Here is a 15,467-nt window from a genome sequence, read left to right as displayed (position 1 = left end):
ACCCGAGCGGGGCTAGTCGAACAGGCGCAGCCTTCCAGATGCAGAACCCACGGGGCATTTCGTGTCCCGTGTATTCGCTGGCGCCGCGCCGCCCTCTTGAGAAAACGCACCGTAACGGCCGAGCGGCGCCCGTTCAGAAAGTCGCCCGATGGATCAGGACGTGCATGAGAACCGCCTGAGCCCGGCGTCCGACGCGGAGGATCTCAATACCGAGGAGCGGCGGGCGGTCGACCATCAGAGCCGGCCGAGCGCGACCCTCATCCACGAGACCATCCGGGCGGAGGGCGAGCGGGAACTCGATCGAACCGGCTTTGCCCTGATGATGTCCGGACTGGCAGCGGGCCTCTCCATCGGCTTCTCGGTCGTCGTGCCGGCAGTCTTCATGGTGTCCCTGCCGGATACGCCTTGGCGTCATCTCCTGACGTCGCTCGGCTACACGGTGGGCTTTCTCATCGTCGTGCTCGGTCGCCAGCAGCTTTTCACCGAGAACACGCTGACGCCGATCCTGCCGTTGCTGCGCGGGCCGAGCTGGTATCGACTCTGGCGGGTGTTGCGGCTCTGGGGAATCGTCCTCGCCGCCAACATCGCGGCGACGTGGATCTTCTCGGCGGTCCTCGCCTTCACGCCGCTGTTCGACACGGAGATGAAGGCGGCCCTCGCCGAGTTCTCCCGAAGCACCATGGCCTCACCCTTCGGGTCGATGTTCCTCAAGGCGGTGTTCGCCGGATGGCTCATTGCCCTGATGGTCTGGCTCATGCCGGCTTCCGGCGATTCCAGGCCCTTCGTGATCATCATCGTGACCTATGTCGTGGCCGTGGCCCATCTCGCCCACATCATCGCCGGATCGGTCGAGGCCTCGTATCTGGTGCATATCGGCGAAGCCTCGCTCCACGACTACGCCTTCCGTTTCTTCCTGCCGACGATCCTGGGAAACACGCTGGGGGGCGTGTTCCTGGTCGCATGCTTCAACTTCGGCCAGGTCGCTCCGGAATTCCGACCCCATATCAAGGGTTGAGGCGACGCCGGCTCGCCGTCTATACATGTGAAATTTTCTATATATCATGCGCCTGCAATCTGAGGGCAGCTGCAGGGGGGACATCATGCTCACCAGACGACGCTTCACGATCGGGGCCGCCGCCCTGGCCGGATCGCTCGGGCTCGGCTCGCGCTTCGGCGCGTCGGCGGCGAGCGACGCGCTGACGACGCTCAGCGACGGCCATCTCGAAATGCCCACGGACTTCGTTCTTCGGGGTATTTCCGCCGAAGTGCTCCAGGAGATCGGCGTCGATCGCGGCGCGCTCGGCACGACGCTCGCCTCGCCCTGCATTCTCACGCTGCATCGCAGCGGGGACCGGCTCGTCCTGTTCGACGCCGGCGCGGGCACGAACTTCATGCCGAGCGCCGGCAAGCTGCCCGAGAGCCTGGACGCCGCCGGCATCGACCCGGCCGCGGTGACGGACGTCATCTTCACCCACGCCCATCCCGACCACATCTGGGGCGTCCTCGACGATTTCGACGAGGTGCCCTTCGCCAATGCGGCATTCCATGTCTGCCAGACGGAGTGGGACTACTGGCGCTCCGACGCCGCGCTTTCCGAGATGCCGGAAGACCGCCAGGTTTTCGTCATCGGCGCCCGCAGCCGTTTCGACGCGATCGAGGAACGCAGCACGCTGTTCAAGCCCGGCACGGAGGTGATCTCCGGCATCGAGGCGGTCGCCGCCTTCGGCCATACGCCGGGCCACTGCGCCTTCGTGCTGCACGGGGCGGACGCGCCGGTGATGGTGGTCGGCGATGCGATCATCAACGATCCGATCTCGTTTGCCCGGCCGGACCTTGCCTGGGCCGCCGACCAGGACCCCGAGACGGCGGCCAGGACCCGTACTGCGCTGCTCGACCGGCTGGCGTCGGAGAAGCTGCGCTTCGTCGGCTTCCATCTGCCGAATGGCGGCCTCGGGCGCGTTGAGACGGCCGGCGCCGGCTTCCGCTTCGTCCCCGAAAGCGCCTGAGCTACTCGGCCGGGCCCCGCTCGATCCGCAGGAAGGCGTGGCGGATCGAGCCTTCGAGAATGAAAGCGAGGCCGAGCCGCGCGCCCACGGCGATCGAGACCAGCGCGATCGGCGCGGAGATCGTCAGCAGCGAGGCCGCGGATATGCCCTGGCCGATCGTGCAGCCGAGGGCGAACACCCCGCCGACCCCCATCAGCACCGCGCCGGCGAGGTGCCGCGACAGTTCGCGCGCATCGTCGCAGGCTTCCCATCGCACGTCGTGGCGCCGCACGGCCGCCGCCGCGGCGCCGAGCACCACGCCGAGAACGAGCCCGGCGCCGTAATCGGGCAGGGCGCCCGTCACCGCGATCAGCTGCAGGATCACGTCGCCGGGCGGCACCACGAAGGAGGCGCTCTCGATCTGCACCGGTGCGAAGGAGCGGGCGGCGATGAAGGACGTCGCCACCCAGCCGAAGGCGACCGCTGCGCCGATCGCGATCCCGGCGGTGACCTTGCCGCGGTCGTTCCGGAAGGCGGCGGACCGGAACACCCATGCGGCGAGGGAAGCGACGACGACGAGCGTGACGATCGCGGAGACCTCGCGTCCGGTGACGGCGCTGATCAGGCTGCCGAGCGACTGGTCGGGCGAGCCCATCCGGGTGAGATCGACGGCCTGCGAATCGACGATCGCGACCCGTCCGAGCGCGATGATCCCCCGCTGCGTGGCGAGGGCGGCGAGGCCGAGGACGATGACCACCACCAGCCCACCCAGCGAGCCGCCGCCGAGCCGCACCAGCGCGCCGAAGCCGCAGGTGCCGACGAGCGCCATGCCGAAGCCGAAGGCGAGCCCGCCGAGCACCGCGCCCGTCCAGCCGAAGCTCGGCGTCAGGTAGAAGCTCTGGCTTGGATCGAACAGGCCGGCGAGCACCAGGGCCTGGGTGAGGAAGATGGCGACGAGGATCGCCAGGCCCCAGGCGCGCACGCCGTTGTCGTCGCCAGCGTACCAGCGCCGCTCCAGGGCGGACAAGGTGCAGAAATGGTGCCGCCGCGCGACGTAGCCCATCGCCACGCCGGCGACGAGACCCGCCAGCGGCAGCGCGAGGCCGCTTTCGATCAACATGATGGTGCCTCCCGAGCGTCTTCTTGGAACGCTTCGAAGGAAAGCCTAGCCCCGCTGGTCAGCAGTCACAAGCGACTCGGCGTTTCAGGGTCGCGATACAGGCCGCGACCGGCGAAAGCGGTCAGTCGCCGCCGCGCTTCTTGCGGACCGGGGCGCAGAACAGCTCGTAGAGCGTGCCGATCAGCGAGGTGACTTCCTCGTTGGCCAGCCGGTAGTAGACGGTTCGCCCGTCGCGGCGCGTCTTCACCAGCCGGTCGAGGCGCAACCGCGCCAGCTGCTGCGACACCGCCGCCTGCGGCATCGACAGGATCGCCTCGATGTCGCCTACCGAGCGTTCGCCCTCGGACAGGAGACAGAGGATGACCAGCCGCATCTCGTGCGACATCGCCTTCAGGAGGTCGCTTGCCTTGCGCGCCTGTGCGAAGAACGCCTCGGTCTCCTCCGGCGAGGTGGAGGGGTCGAATTTCGGGACGGACCAGTTGGTGAGATTGCTCAATTCACTCGCTCGATCAGATCGCTGGGTCGGACGCGTCGGCGCCGCCCGTCAGTTTGGCCAGCATGTCGTCGAGAAGGCCCCAGAAGAACGCGTCCCCCGGATAGCCTCGCATCCGGGCGATCTCCTGACCATCCTCGACGAGCACGAAGGTCGGGGTCACCCGCTCCTTGGCGACGTCCGCGAGGTCTTCCGGCCAGGGCTCGGTCAGGTCGACGCGGCGCAGCGGCGCGAGGCGCCCGGCCGCCGTCGCCGGATAGGCCGGCGCGATCTCGGCGTCGAAGCGCTCGCACCAGATGCAGCCGGGCCGCTCCAGCACCAGCAGCTCGGCGGCCAGGGCCGCTCGGCCCGGCATCGCCGCGAAGGCCAGCAGCAGGGTGGTCAGCAGAGCGAAGCGCCGGCCGGGCGGCCGTGTCATCGCGAGCATCCGGTTTGCAATAGATGAAAACATATGCATTCTTCTATTTAATGCGAAGCCCGGATCGGCGCAATCACAAGCGCTTCCGGGAGCACCACATAATGTCGCACCCGGAAACGTCCAAATGCTAGATGTTGGCTACGGCGCAGCCTTGCTGGCGGGGCTCTTGTCCTTCGTCTCGCCATGCGTTCTGCCGATCGTCCCGCCCTATCTCGCCTATCTGGCGGGGCTGAGCTTCGACCAGGTCCGCGACCGCGGCGCCGAGCCGGCGGTCAAGCGCCAGATCATGCTGGCCTCGCTCGCCTTCGTCGCCGGCTTCACCACCGTCTTCGTGGCGCTGGGCGCCACCGCCAGCGTGCTGGGGCAGGTCGTCGCCGAGTGGTTCGACGTCCTGTCGGTGATTGCCGGCATCATCATCATCGTCATGGGGCTGCATTTCCTCGGCGTGTTCCGGCTGGCGCTGCTCTACCGCGAGGCGCGGGTGCAGGTGGCGCGCAAGCCGGCCGGCCCGGCCGGCGCCTACGTGATCGGCCTTGCCTTCGCCTTCGGCTGGACGCCTTGCGTCGGGCCCGTCCTGGCTGCCATCCTGTTCGTCGCCGGCACGCAGGACACGGCGCTGCGCGGTGCCGGGCTGCTCGCCGCCTATTCGCTCGGGATCGGCGTGCCCTTCTTGCTGGCGGCGGCCTTCGCCACCAGGTTCCTGGCTCTGGCGGCACGGTTCCGCCGGCATATGGAAACGGTCGAGAAGATCATGGGTGGCGCGCTGGTGCTGACCGGTATCCTGTTCGTCACCGGCCAGATGGCGACCATATCCTACTGGTTGCTGGAGACCTTTCCGGTCTTTGCCACGATCGGCTAGGTCCGGCGCCAGGCGCGCCGGAAACAAGGGAGGAGAAGCGCATGATGAGGCAGATTTTTTTCGCCGCTGCGGCGCTGTTGTGTCTGGCCTCGGCGGCCCCTGCCGCGGAGGTGGGCGACGACGGGCTGCACAAGGAGCCGTGGTTCACCCTGACATTCCGCGACGTCGCCGACGACATCGAGGCGGCCCGCGCCGACGGCAAGCGCCTGGCGCTGGTGTTCGAGCAGCGCGGCTGCATCTACTGCCGGCAGATGCACGAGGAGGTGCTCGCCGACCCGGCGGTCGCCGACTACATCGCGGCGAATTTCCACGTGGTCCAGTACAATCTCTTCGGCGACGAGGAGGTCACCGATCTCGACGGCAGCACGCTGGCGGAAAAGACCGCGGCGCGGCGCTGGCGCGTGGTGTTCACCCCGACGATCCTGTTCATGCCGGAATCAGCCCCATCGGAAGGGACCGCCGGCGACGCCGCCGTTGCCACCATGCCGGGCGCCTTCGGCAAGCAGACGTTCCTGCACATGTTCCAGTGGGTCCGCGAAAAGGGATACCAGGGCGAGGAGCATTTTCAGAAATATCATGCTCGCAAGCTGGCCGAGGCCGGTGCCACAATAGAGTCGAGCCAGTGATTGCTGCGCTGCGGTGCAAACCGTGAGCAGTCGCAATACATTCGAAAATAACAATACTTGCATTCATTCTCCCGGACTGCTTTACTCACTGCGGGAAAACGAAGCAGTTTCGGCCGACGAAAGCCGGCATTCGGGAGGTATAATTTGTCCATGATGCGCCCGTTCGCGCTCGGCCTTGCTCTGACCATGGCGTTGCCGCCGCTGGCCCTTGCAGCCGAGACCGCTCCTGCCGATGTATCCTTTGCCGACGCCCAGATCGCCGATCCGCTGACCGACAAGGCCGGCGACCCGGCCGAGGGTCGGAGCGTCTTCATGGATCGCGGCCTCGGCAACTGCCTGGCCTGCCATGCCAATGCCGATCTCGACGACCAGCTGTTCCACGGCAATGTCGGGCCGGAGATGAACGGCGTCGCCGATCGCTGGGAGCCGGGCCAGCTGCGCGCGATCCTGGTCGACGCCAAGCAGGTCTTCGGCGAACAGACCGTCATGCCGGGCTTCTACACGCTCGATGTCGGCGTCAACGTCGCCGAAAAATATCAGGGCAAGCCGATCCTCACGGCCCAGCAGGTCGAGGATGTCGTTGCCTATCTCGAGACGCTGAAAGGCGACTAGGAAGGAAATTTCCATGAACATGACGAGACGCCAGATCTTCGCGCTGTCCGCCGGCGCTGCCACCTACGGCCTGTTCGCCTTCACCCCGAGCCGGGCCTTCGCGAGCGTCGAGGCGACCGAGGAGGCGCTGGCCGCCTTCACCGGCGGCACCGAGCCGCAGACCGGTACGATCAGCCTGACGGCCCCGGAGATCGCCGAGAACGGCAACACCGTGCCGATCTCGGTGACGGTGGAGAGCCCGATGACCGAGGACAGCTACGTGGAATCGGTGACGATCCTCGCCGAGGGCAATCCCAACCCCGAGGTCGCCACCTTCCACTTCACCCCGATGAGCGGCAGCGCAACGGCGACGACGCGCATCCGGCTGGCGCAGACCCAGAACGTCATCGCGGTGGCGAAGATGAACGATGGGTCGGTGTTTTCCGACCGCAAGGAAGTGAAGGTCACGATCGGCGGCTGCGGCGGCTGATTGCCCGCCCTGAGCCCGTCGAACCGAGATCGAGAGAGATGCGTGACCTTGCTTCCGGCGAGCGTCACATGAGGAGAACCAGACCATGGCAACGCCGAAGCCGAGAGTGAAAGTCCCCAAGAGCGCCAGCGCCGGGGAAATCGTCACCATCAAGACCCTGATCAGCCACGAGATGGAATCGGGCCAGCGCAAGGACGCCGACGGCAACGTCATCCCGCGGCAGATCATCAACAAGTTCACCTGTGAGTTCAACGGCACCAAGGTGTTCGAGTGCGATCTCGATCCCGCCGTGTCGGCCAATCCGTATTTCGAGTTCACCGCCAAGGTGCCCGAGAGCGGCACGTTCAAGTTCACCTGGGTGGACGACAACGGCGAGACCTACACGGACGAGCAGCCGATCGAGGTCCAGTAGGCGCCGGATCCGCATCCGGGTGAGGAAAGAGGGTCGGCCGTAAGGCACTGGCCTCGTCGTGGGAGGAAAACCGTTTGAACAAGTCTGTCATCGCCCTTTTGGGCTTTTCCTGCCTCGGCAGCCTGGCGCTGGCGTCCGGTGCCTATGCCGATCCCGTCGACGAGACGCTGACGATCGACGGCGAGGAGATGATCACCGTCGCTCCCGCGCCGACGGAGCCGCCCGGCCACGCCTTCGAACAGGTGGAATCCGGCTGGCTCTACCGCGAGGCGGAGACCCGCGCGACGCAGATGGACAGCTTCGAGAATCCCGGCATGCTCAATGTCGAGCGCGGTGAGGAAATCTGGAACACGGTCGACGGTGACGCCGGCAAGTCCTGCGCGACCTGCCACGAGGACGCGTCCGAGACGATGGCGGGCGTCGGTGCCCACTATCCGAAGTGGAATGCCAAGGCCGGCAAGCCCTTTAATCTCGAGCTGCAGATCGATGCCTGCCGGACCGAGAACATGCAGGCCGAGCCCTACAAGTTCGACGCGCAGGACCAGAAGGACCTCGTCACCTTCATCAGGCACCAGTCGCTGGGCGAGCCGGTGGATATCGACCTCGCCGAGGGCGAGATGATGAGCTGGTGGGAGAAGGGCAAGGAGCGCTATTACCTGCGCACCGGCCAGCTCGACCTGTCCTGCGCCTCCTGCCACGAGAGCGCCAACGGCAAGTACATCCGCGCCGACCATCTGAGCCAGGGCCAGACCAACGGCTTCCCGACCTATCGCTTCAACACCGGCGGCATGGTGTCGCTGCACAACCGTTTCCGCGGCTGTGTCCGCGATACGCGGGCGGAAATGCCGAAAGCCTTCTCCGACGAGCTGATGGCGCTCGAGGTCTACACCGCCTGGCGCGGCGAGGGCCTGTCGGTCGAGACGCCGGCCGTGCGCCAGTAGCAAATCCGCGGCAGCTCCGGCTGCCAGCCCTTGAACCGGCCGGTCCGGATCGCCTCGGCGGTCCGGATGGAGGATGACCCATGTTTTCCAGACGCGAATTCCTGACGGCGACGGTGGCACTGGGGGCGCTGACGGGATCCGGCCTGTCGGGCCGCTGGTCCCGGGCCGCCGCGCAGCAGCGGCTGACCGAGGACGATTTGCTCGGCGCCGCCGATTTCGGCAACGTGACGCTGCTCCATGTCACAGACATCCACGCGCAGCTGAAGCCGGTGTATTTCCGCGAGCCCGCCGTCAATATCGGCATCGGCGCGGTGGCGGGCCTGCCGCCGCACGTGACCGGCGCGGACTTCCTGAAGCTTTACCAGATTGAGCCGGGCTCGCCCGACGCCTACGCCCTGACGTCGGAGGATTTCGGCGCCTTGGCGCGGCAGTATGGCAAGATGGGCGGCCTCGACCGGATCGCCACGATCGTCCGCCGCGCGCGCGCCGAACGCGGCGAAGGCAACGTGCTGCTCCTCGACGGCGGCGACACCTGGCAGGGCAGCTACACCGCCAACAAGACCGCCGGCGCCGACATGATCACGGCGATGAACGTGCTGGCGCCCGACGCCATGACCGGGCACTGGGAGTTCACCTATGGCACCGACCGGGTGCAGGAGGCGATCGACTCCCTGGCCTTCCCGTTCCTCGGCTCGAACATCTTCGACAATGAATGGGACGAGCCGGCCTTCGAGGCCTGGAAGATGATCGAGCGCGGCGGCGCGAAGATCGCCGTGATCGGCCAGGCCTTCCCCTACACGCCGATCGCCAATCCCTCCTGGCTGATCCCCGGCTGGTCCTTCGGCATCCGCGACGAGCAGATCGCGCTGCATGTCGAGGCCGCGCGGGCGGAAGGCGCCGATCTCGTCGTCCTGCTCTCCCACAACGGCTTCGACGTCGACCGCAAGCTGGCGACGCGGGTTCCGGGCATCGACATCATCCTGACCGGCCACACCCACGACGCGCTGCCGGAACCGGTGAAGATCGGCAACACGCTGCTGATCGCGTCGGGCTCGAACGGCAAGTTCCTGAGCCGGCTCGATCTCGACGTCTCCAATGGCCGGCTGAACGATTTCCGCTACCGGCTGATCCCGGTGTTCTCCGACGTCATTGCGCCGGACGCCGAGATGGCGGCGGTCATCGACGAGGTCCGCGCGCCCTATGCGGACGAATTGCAGCGGGTCATCGGCCACACCGAAGGGCTTCTCTACCGCCGCGGCAATTTCAACGGCACCTGGGACGACGTCATCTGCGAGGCGCTGCTCGCCGAGCAGGACGCCGAGATCGCGCTGTCGCCGGGCTTCCGCTGGGGCACGTCGCTGCCGGTGGACAGCGACATCACCGTCGAGGACCTGCACACGGTCTGCGCCATGACCTATCCGGCCGTCTATCGCAACACGATGAGCGGCGAGATGCTGAAGACCATCCTGGAGGATGTCGCCGACAATCTCTTCAATGCCGATCCCTATTACCAGCAGGGCGGCGACATGGTCCGCGTCGGCGGTCTCGGCTTCGCCATCGATCCGACCAGGACGATCGGCTCGCGGATCACCGACATGACCGTGCTCAAGACCAAGGCGCCGATCGAGGCCGGCCGCGACTACGTCGTCACCGGCTGGGCGTCGGTGAACGAGGGCACCGAAGGGCCGGCGATCTGGGACGTGGTGGAAAGCTACCTGGCGAAGAATCCGACCGTTTCGCCGGAGGAAAATCGCAGCGTGACGGTCAAGGGCTGACACGGGACGGTCGACAGGCACGCCGCGCGCTGATATATGCAAAATATCATATAATTCTATGTCGGGAGGTGGCCGATGACTGACAGGGCAGGAATGACCGGGGAGGGAACCTCCCGCCGAAGCTTCCTCATGCGCAGTCTGGCGCTGGGCGGCGCGGCAGCCTTTGCCGGAACCGGCGGTTCGCGGGCGGCCGAAGGCGGCGACCCGGCGATCACCGAGCTGAAGGACTGGAACAGCTATCTCGGCGAGGGCGTCGTCGCGCGCCCCTACGGGACGCCGTCGTCCTTCGAAGCCGGGGTCGTGCGCCGCGACGTGCCGTGGCTGACCGCCGATGCGACCAGTTCGGTCAGCTTCACGCCGCTGCACGATCTCGACGGCATCATCACGCCGAACGGGCTCTGCTTCGAGCGCCATCACGCCGGCATCGCCGAGATCCCGCCGGACGAGCACCGGCTGATGATCAACGGCCTCGTCGACCGGCCGCTGGTCTTCACCATGGACGATCTGAAGCGCTTTCCCCGCGAGAACCGCGTCTATTTCCTCGAATGCGCGGCCAACAGCGGCATGGAGTGGCGCGGCGCCCAGCTGAACGGCTGCCAGTTCACCCACGGCATGATCCACTGCGTGATGTATACCGGCACGCCGCTGCGCTACCTCCTGGAGGAGGCGGGCGTGAAGACTGCCGGCAAGTGGCTGCTCGCCGAGGGCGCCGACGCGTCCGCGATGACCCGCTCGATCCCGATGGAAAAGGCGCTCGACGACTGTCTCGTCGCCTGGAAGATGAACGGCGAGGCGCTGCGGCCCGAACAGGGCTATCCGGTGCGCCTGGTTGTGCCCGGCTGGGAAGGCAATATGTGGGTCAAGTGGCTCCGCCGCCTCGAGGTCGGCGACCAGCCCTGGGAGCACCGGGAAGAGACGTCGAAATACACCGACCTTCTCGCCAGCGGCAAGGCCCGCAAGTTCACCTGGGGCATGGAGGTGAAGTCGGTCATCACCAATCCGAGCCCGCAGGCGCCGATCACCCACGGCAAGGGCCGCACGGTGGTCACCGGCCTTGCCTGGTCCGGCAATGGCCGCATCGACCGGGTCGACGTTACGCTCGACGGCGGGCGGAACTGGCACGAGGCACGGATCGACGGGCCGAGCCTGCCGATGGCGCTGCACCGCTTCTACTACGATTTCGAATGGGACGGCTCGCAGCTGCTGCTGCAGTCCCGCGCCGTCGACGATCGCGGTTTCGTCCAGCCGACCAAGAACGAGCTGCGGGCCGCGCGCGGCGACAACTCGATCTACCACAACAACGGCATCCAGACCTGGCTTCTGACCGCGGACGGAGGGCTCGAAAATGTCGAAGTTTCCTGAGGCCCTGTTCCTCGCCGGACTGATCGCCGCCGGCGCGGCGGGCATCGTCGCGGTATCGGCGGAGGAGCCCGCCGGCGCTCCGCTCGGGCTCGGCCGCGTCGCCACGGAGTCCGAGGTCGCCGCCTGGGACATCGACGTCCGGCCGGACGGGCAGGGGCTTCCCGTCGGCAGCGGCACGGTGCTGGAAGGCGAAGCGATCTTCGAGATGCAATGCGCGTCGTGCCACGGCGATTTCGGCGAGGGGCGGGATCGCTGGCCGGTGCTGGCCGGCGGTTTCGACACGCTGACCCGCGCGCGCCCGGAAAAGACCATCGGCTCCTACTGGCCGTATCTGTCGACGGTCTACGACTACATCCACCGGGCGATGCCCTTCGGCAGCGCCCAGACGCTCGGCGACGACGAGGTCTACGCGCTGACCGCCTACGTCCTCTACCTCAACGACATCGTCACGGACGAGGATTTCGAGCTCTCCAACGAGAACTTCACCTCGATCGAAATGCCCAATGCCGGCGCGTTCGTCCCCGATGACCGGGAACAGGAAGCGCACTACAAGACAGGGGCCGAACCCTGTATGGTCGACTGCAAGCCGGCTCCTGCGGAGATCACCATGCGGGCGCAGGTGCTCGACGTGACCCCCGACAGCGAGGGCGCCGCCGGCGGACAGGTGGACTGAGGACGCGGGGCCTTGCCCGCTGCCGTCCGCCGCATCGGGAGTAGCTGGCCATGTTTCGATCCTTTCGTCTGCTTCGCGCGGCCCGCGCCACCGGGTTCCGCCTGCCCGCCGCAGGCCTGATGCTGGCGCTCGCCGCGATGGTAGCCGCCCCCTTCGCGGTGCTGCCCGCCGCCGCCCAGCCCGCCGAGGATGACGGCGGCTTCGTCACGCACCGTCTGGCGCTGCAGGTCTCCGACGACGACGAGGCGGCGATGCGCTCGGCGCTGGACATCGCCGCCAATGTCTCGCGGTTCTATTCCGACAAGGCCGAGGAGATCGACATCCGCATCGTCGTCTACGGTCCCGGCCTGACCATGCTCCGCCCGGACAGGACGCCGGTGATGGAGCGGCTGACCTCCTTCGACCAGAGCATGCCGAACGTCGCCTTCGTCGCCTGCGGCAACACGCTCGACACGCTCGAGCGCGAGGAAGGCAGCCGGCCGGAGATCGTCCCCTTCGCCGAGGTGGTGGAGGCCGGTGTCGCCGAGCTGATCCGCCTCGACGAGGAAGGCTTCACCATCGTCAAGCCCTGACGGGCCGGCCGAATGCCGACAAGGGTGCGCTCTGGCGACCGGCGCAGCCCTTGGTTCGGTCCCGGCCAAAGGGGCCTCTGGAACCAGAATCCAACATTGTGATAAGCGGCAGGAAACTGGTTCGCTGAACCGGCAGCTCGGGCACATCTGTGGCCTGAACATATTCGCTTATCCGCATATCTTCGCCGGAGCGGCAACCGGCAGGATTTCTCGCCATGGACTTCATCCCCCTGATCGATCTCATCGGCGAGAACGCCACGGCGCTCGTCGGCGGCATCGTCATTGGCAGCCTCTTCGGCTTCTTCGCGCAACGCAGCGCCTTCTGCACCCGCTCGGCGGTGCTGGATGTCACTCGCAGGCGCGATTACGCCGCGCTCGCCACCTGGGCGGCCGGCTTTGCCGCCGCGGTGCTCGGCGTCCAGCTGCTGCTGAACTACGGCTATCTGGACGTGCGCGACACGCGGTTCTTCTCCACCGCGCAGAGCCTCTCCGGCGCGCTGATCGGCGGCACGCTGTTCGGCATCGGCATGGTGCTGGCGCGCGGCTGTGTCTCGCGCATGCTGATCCTCGCCGCATCCGGCAATCTGCGGGCGCTCTACATGTCGCTGGTGATCGCGATCGTCGGCTATGCCACTTATGCTGGCCTGCTTGTGCCGCTGCGTGATACGGCGGGCGGGCTGTGGAGCACCGCGGCGATCGGCGGCAACGACCTCCTGGCGCATGCCGGGCTTGGCCCGTCGGCCGGCCTCGTCGTCGGCGGCGTCCTCGCCCTCGTCGCACTGGCGATCGCCTTCGCCGTCCGCGCCTCGGCCTGGCGCGTCCTCGGCGGCATCGGCGTCGGCGCCAGCGTCGTCGCCGGATGGTACTTCACCTACCAGCTGTCGCTGCAGGTCTTCGAGCCGATCCAGGCCGAGAGCCTCTCCTACATAAGGCCGCTGGCGACGACGAGCGCGCTCGCCGTCAGCCCCGACGCCTTTGCCGGCCTCGACCAGGGCGTCCTGATCGGCACGCTGGTCGCCGCCTTCCTCGCGGCCGTCGCCTTCCGGGAATTCCGGGTGGTGACCTTCTCCGAGCCGGGTACCCCGTCGATCCTGCGCTATACGGCGGGCGCCGCCCTGATGGGCTTCGGCGGCATCCTCGCCGTCGGCTGCACCATCGGCGCTGGCCTGACCGGCGGCTCGGTGCTCGCCGTCTCGTCGCTGGTCGGGCTGGGCTCGATGATCGCCGGCGCCGCGGTGGCGGATCGCTTCGTGGACCGCCAGGCCATTGCGGCGCCCGCATGCGATGCCGTCGCCGCGTCATAACGCCGGGCGTAAGCCGGCCTGACGAGCGGAAAGCGACGATGATGCTGCGGACCGGTGCGACGGCCTGATGACGGTCGGCAGTGCCCCGGATCAGCCCGCGCGGCGGCCTGACGCCATCAGAATCGCCACCAGCCTCTCGCATCCCTCGCGGGCCGCGCCGTCGTTCATGATGCGGTGGAACGCCTCGGCGCAGGCCGGAACTTCCAGCTCGACCTGGCGGGCGATCCGCGCCGCGACCTCGTCCGGGCTCTCGCGCCCGCGTGCCGCGACGCGCTGAACGAGCACCGCCTTCGGCGCGGTGATCTCGACGATGGCAAGGCGGGCGAACCGCGCGGCGGCCTCGGTGAGCGTGCGCCGGGAGATGTTGGCGACGACCGTCTTGCCCGAGGCCAGCGCATCGTCGAGGCAGGCGGGCAGGCCGTAGGCGAGGCCATGCGCATGCCAGGACAGGCAGAACGCGCCGGCGGCCTCGGCTTCGGCGAAGTCCGGCCGGCTCATCACGTCATGATCCTCGAGCTCGGTCATGGCGTCGCGGGTGACGATCCGGCGGGCGAAGACGACGTCCGGCTCGTTCGCGAGCGCCTCGGCGGCCATGGCCAGCAGCGTGTCCTTCCCGGCGCCGCTGGGTCCGACCACGGCGACGAAGGTGCCGGGCCGCTCCGCCGTCAGCGCGGCGTCGGCCGTGGGCCGTGTATCGGTGTCAGGAGACACGGTTGCCCTCGCGCCAGACGGACCGGACCACCGGCGGCTCGCCTTCGTGCGTACGTACGCGTACGAGGTCGGCGCGGAGGCCGACGGCAATGGCGCCGCGGTCGGTGAGGCCGACGGCGTCGGCGGGGTTCAGCGTCACCAGCCGGATCGCGTCCGGCAGACTCGCCTCGCCGCTGTCGACGAGGTGGAACACCGCCTGCAGCATCGAGAACGGCACGTAGTCGGAAGACAATATGTCGAGGATGCCGAGCCGCAGCAGCTCGATCGCCGAGACGTTGCCGGAATGCGAGCCGCCGCGCACGATGTTGGGCGCGCCCATCAGCACGTGAAGACCGGCTTCGCGCGAGGCGGCTGCGGCCTTCACGGTCGTCGGGAACTCGGCGACGCTGGTGCCCAGCGCCAATGCCTCGCCCACATGCGCAAGCGTCGCGTCGTCGTGCGAGGCGAGCGCGATGCCGCGCTCCCGGCAGGCATCGGCGATGTCCCGCCGGTGGCTTTCGGCGAACGCGGCGGATTCGCCCATCCGCTTCGTGCTGAATGTCTCGAAGGCTTCGTCGGAGAGGCCGAGCTTCATCTGGTAGTAGGTCCGATAGGCGCCGAGATCGGCGAACTGCCGCTGCCCCGGCGCATGGTCCATCAGCGAGACCAGCCGGAGCCGCGGATTGACCGCCAGCTTGTGAAAGCCTGCCAGCACGTCCTCGGCGGAGACTTCGCAGCGCAGGTGGATGTAGTGGTCGGCGCGCACCCGGTCCTCGGCCACCGCGCGGCCGATCATCTCGCCCATCTCGGCCATGTCGTCGGCAGTCAGCGTGGCGTTCTCGTCGGTGCCGACCCGCAGCGCGTCGAAGACGGTGGTGATGCCCGACCCGGCGATCTGGTTGTCATGCGCCTGGATCGCCGCCAGCTTGTTCCACAGCACCTTCGGCCGCGGCATGAAATGGCCTTCGATATGGTCGGTATGCAACTCGATCAGGCCGGGGATCAGCGTGTCGCCGCCGACGTCCTCGCCGGTCGCCGACGGACCATCGCCGATCTCGGCGATTAGGCCGTCGCGCAGCACCAGATGCCCGTCGATCACCGTATCGGCGGTGACGATGCGGGCATTGGTCAGGATCATTTCGTCAGGCATGTCGGA

The 15,467-nt window shown here is 67.6% G+C and carries 18 protein-coding genes; 13 read left to right on the top strand and 5 right to left on the bottom strand.

All coding sequences use genetic code 11. The features are described from left to right. Positions 1 to 148 precede the first annotated feature (148 nt). Together GTW51_RS17870 and GTW51_RS17865 are read left to right on the top strand one after the other, a co-directional pair. On the top strand, positions 149 to 1,015 hold the full coding sequence (locus GTW51_RS17870) for a formate/nitrite transporter family protein (RefSeq protein WP_163045421.1): 867 nt from the start codon (positions 149 to 151) through the stop codon (positions 1,013 to 1,015). A gap of 85 nt (positions 1,016 to 1,100) precedes the next feature. Beyond that, entirely contained in the window at positions 1,101 to 2,006 is a 906-nt protein-coding gene (locus GTW51_RS17865) for an MBL fold metallo-hydrolase (RefSeq protein WP_163045420.1), read from the top strand. 1 nt (position 2,007) lies between these two features. On the opposite strand, the gene GTW51_RS17860 is transcribed toward GTW51_RS17865, so the two are convergent. The 3 genes from GTW51_RS17860 to GTW51_RS17850 all read right to left on the bottom strand — a co-directional run bounded on the left by GTW51_RS17860 (position 2,008) and on the right by GTW51_RS17850 (position 4,016). Continuing rightward, positions 2,008 to 3,105 carry a YeeE/YedE thiosulfate transporter family protein gene (locus GTW51_RS17860; protein WP_163045419.1) on the bottom strand — a complete coding sequence of 366 codons (1,098 nt, stop codon included), beginning with the start codon at positions 3,103 to 3,105 and terminating at the stop codon, positions 2,008 to 2,010. A gap of 121 nt (positions 3,106 to 3,226) precedes the next feature. After that, complete coding sequence (locus tag GTW51_RS17855; RefSeq protein ID WP_163045418.1) at positions 3,227 to 3,601, bottom strand: ArsR/SmtB family transcription factor; 375 nt, start codon at positions 3,599 to 3,601, stop codon at positions 3,227 to 3,229. Positions 3,602 to 3,614: 13 nt separating this feature from the next. After that, positions 3,615 to 4,016, bottom strand: a complete 402-nt coding sequence (locus GTW51_RS17850) for a thioredoxin domain-containing protein (protein WP_425483276.1) — start codon at positions 4,014 to 4,016, stop codon at positions 3,615 to 3,617. A gap of 124 nt (positions 4,017 to 4,140) precedes the next feature. On the opposite strand from GTW51_RS17850, the gene GTW51_RS17845 reads away from it, so the two are divergent. The 11 genes from GTW51_RS17845 (at position 4,141) to GTW51_RS17795 (ending at position 13,621) form a co-directional block, all read left to right on the top strand. Continuing rightward, positions 4,141 to 4,875, top strand: coding sequence for a cytochrome c biogenesis CcdA family protein (locus GTW51_RS17845; protein WP_163045417.1), 735 nt, complete (start codon positions 4,141 to 4,143; stop codon positions 4,873 to 4,875). 44 nt (positions 4,876 to 4,919) lie between these two features. After that, positions 4,920 to 5,501 carry a SoxW family protein gene (locus GTW51_RS17840; RefSeq protein WP_425483279.1) on the top strand — a complete coding sequence of 194 codons (582 nt, stop codon included), beginning with the start codon at positions 4,920 to 4,922 and terminating at the stop codon, positions 5,499 to 5,501. A 153-nt stretch (positions 5,502 to 5,654) separates the two neighbouring features. After that, positions 5,655 to 6,113 carry a sulfur oxidation c-type cytochrome SoxX gene (gene soxX / locus GTW51_RS17835; protein ID WP_163045451.1) on the top strand — a complete coding sequence of 153 codons (459 nt, stop codon included), beginning with the start codon at positions 5,655 to 5,657 and terminating at the stop codon, positions 6,111 to 6,113. A gap of 13 nt (positions 6,114 to 6,126) precedes the next feature. Further along, positions 6,127 to 6,582, top strand: coding sequence for a thiosulfate oxidation carrier protein SoxY (gene soxY, locus GTW51_RS17830; RefSeq protein ID WP_163045415.1), 456 nt, complete (start codon positions 6,127 to 6,129; stop codon positions 6,580 to 6,582). A gap of 85 nt (positions 6,583 to 6,667) precedes the next feature. Then, entirely contained in the window at positions 6,668 to 6,994 is a 327-nt protein-coding gene (gene soxZ, locus GTW51_RS17825; protein ID WP_163045414.1) for a thiosulfate oxidation carrier complex protein SoxZ, read from the top strand. A 74-nt stretch (positions 6,995 to 7,068) separates the two neighbouring features. Then, positions 7,069 to 7,935 carry a sulfur oxidation c-type cytochrome SoxA gene (gene soxA / locus GTW51_RS17820; protein ID WP_203566159.1) on the top strand — a complete coding sequence of 289 codons (867 nt, stop codon included), beginning with the start codon at positions 7,069 to 7,071 and terminating at the stop codon, positions 7,933 to 7,935. 80 nt (positions 7,936 to 8,015) lie between these two features. Beyond that, entirely contained in the window at positions 8,016 to 9,710 is a 1,695-nt protein-coding gene (soxB, locus tag GTW51_RS17815) for a thiosulfohydrolase SoxB (RefSeq protein WP_163045413.1), read from the top strand. 93 nt (positions 9,711 to 9,803) lie between these two features. After that, the gene (gene soxC, locus GTW51_RS17810; protein ID WP_163045449.1) at positions 9,804 to 11,072 is read left to right on the top strand and encodes a sulfite dehydrogenase; all 1,269 of its coding nucleotides are present in this window, start codon (positions 9,804 to 9,806) and stop codon (positions 11,070 to 11,072) included. Further along, on the top strand, positions 11,056 to 11,745 hold the full coding sequence (locus GTW51_RS17805; RefSeq protein ID WP_163045412.1) for a c-type cytochrome: 690 nt from the start codon (positions 11,056 to 11,058) through the stop codon (positions 11,743 to 11,745). Before soxC ends, GTW51_RS17805 begins: the two co-directional genes overlap by 17 nt. Positions 11,746 to 11,795: 50 nt before the next feature. After that, complete coding sequence (locus GTW51_RS17800; RefSeq protein WP_163045411.1) at positions 11,796 to 12,317, top strand: DsrE family protein; 522 nt, start codon at positions 11,796 to 11,798, stop codon at positions 12,315 to 12,317. A 215-nt stretch (positions 12,318 to 12,532) separates the two neighbouring features. Then, positions 12,533 to 13,621 (top strand): YeeE/YedE thiosulfate transporter family protein, encoded by a 1,089-nt coding sequence (locus GTW51_RS17795; protein WP_163045410.1) that lies wholly within the window; start codon positions 12,533 to 12,535, stop codon positions 13,619 to 13,621. Between the two features lie 90 nt (positions 13,622 to 13,711). Here GTW51_RS17795 and phnN read toward each other — a convergent pair whose 3' ends face one another. Next, a complete protein-coding gene (gene phnN / locus GTW51_RS17790; protein ID WP_343034052.1) occupies positions 13,712 to 14,332 on the bottom strand; it encodes a phosphonate metabolism protein/1,5-bisphosphokinase (PRPP-forming) PhnN in 621 nt (206 codons plus the stop codon). Next, positions 14,322 to 15,461 carry an alpha-D-ribose 1-methylphosphonate 5-triphosphate diphosphatase gene (locus tag GTW51_RS17785; protein WP_163045409.1) on the bottom strand — a complete coding sequence of 380 codons (1,140 nt, stop codon included), beginning with the start codon at positions 15,459 to 15,461 and terminating at the stop codon, positions 14,322 to 14,324. The genes phnN and GTW51_RS17785 overlap by 11 nt, the downstream gene beginning before the upstream one ends. Positions 15,462 to 15,467: the final 6 nt, after the last annotated feature.

This window comes from Aurantimonas aggregata, assembly GCF_010500835.1.
Classification (GTDB): domain Bacteria; phylum Pseudomonadota; class Alphaproteobacteria; order Rhizobiales; family Rhizobiaceae; genus Aurantimonas; species Aurantimonas aggregata.
The sequence above is the reverse complement of the archived record's forward strand: the minus strand, read 5'-3'. Positions and strand labels throughout refer to the sequence as shown.

What these genes read in the sequence shown, in the direction of transcription:
- GTW51_RS17870 (WP_163045421.1), top strand. Translation starts at nt 149, where the DNA reads ATGGATCAGGACGTGCATGAGAACCGCCTGAGCCCGGCGTCCGACGCG.
- GTW51_RS17865 (WP_163045420.1), top strand. Translation starts at nt 1,101, where the DNA reads ATGCTCACCAGACGACGCTTCACGATCGGGGCCGCCGCCCTGGCCGGA.
- GTW51_RS17860 (WP_163045419.1), bottom strand. Translation starts at nt 3,105, where the DNA reads ATGTTGATCGAAAGCGGCCTCGCGCTGCCGCTGGCGGGTCTCGTCGCC.
- GTW51_RS17850 (WP_425483276.1), bottom strand. Translation starts at nt 4,016, where the DNA reads ATGACACGGCCGCCCGGCCGGCGCTTCGCTCTGCTGACCACCCTGCTG.
- GTW51_RS17845 (WP_163045417.1), top strand. Translation starts at nt 4,141, where the DNA reads ATGCTAGATGTTGGCTACGGCGCAGCCTTGCTGGCGGGGCTCTTGTCC.
- GTW51_RS17840 (WP_425483279.1), top strand. Translation starts at nt 4,920, where the DNA reads ATGAGGCAGATTTTTTTCGCCGCTGCGGCGCTGTTGTGTCTGGCCTCG.
- soxX (WP_163045451.1), top strand. Translation starts at nt 5,655, where the DNA reads ATGCGCCCGTTCGCGCTCGGCCTTGCTCTGACCATGGCGTTGCCGCCG.
- soxY (WP_163045415.1), top strand. Translation starts at nt 6,127, where the DNA reads ATGAACATGACGAGACGCCAGATCTTCGCGCTGTCCGCCGGCGCTGCC.
- soxZ (WP_163045414.1), top strand. Translation starts at nt 6,668, where the DNA reads ATGGCAACGCCGAAGCCGAGAGTGAAAGTCCCCAAGAGCGCCAGCGCC.
- soxB (WP_163045413.1), top strand. Translation starts at nt 8,016, where the DNA reads ATGTTTTCCAGACGCGAATTCCTGACGGCGACGGTGGCACTGGGGGCG.
- soxC (WP_163045449.1), top strand. Translation starts at nt 9,804, where the DNA reads ATGACCGGGGAGGGAACCTCCCGCCGAAGCTTCCTCATGCGCAGTCTG.
- GTW51_RS17805 (WP_163045412.1), top strand. Translation starts at nt 11,056, where the DNA reads ATGTCGAAGTTTCCTGAGGCCCTGTTCCTCGCCGGACTGATCGCCGCC.
- GTW51_RS17800 (WP_163045411.1), top strand. Translation starts at nt 11,796, where the DNA reads ATGTTTCGATCCTTTCGTCTGCTTCGCGCGGCCCGCGCCACCGGGTTC.
- GTW51_RS17795 (WP_163045410.1), top strand. Translation starts at nt 12,533, where the DNA reads ATGGACTTCATCCCCCTGATCGATCTCATCGGCGAGAACGCCACGGCG.
- GTW51_RS17785 (WP_163045409.1), bottom strand. Translation starts at nt 15,461, where the DNA reads ATGCCTGACGAAATGATCCTGACCAATGCCCGCATCGTCACCGCCGAT.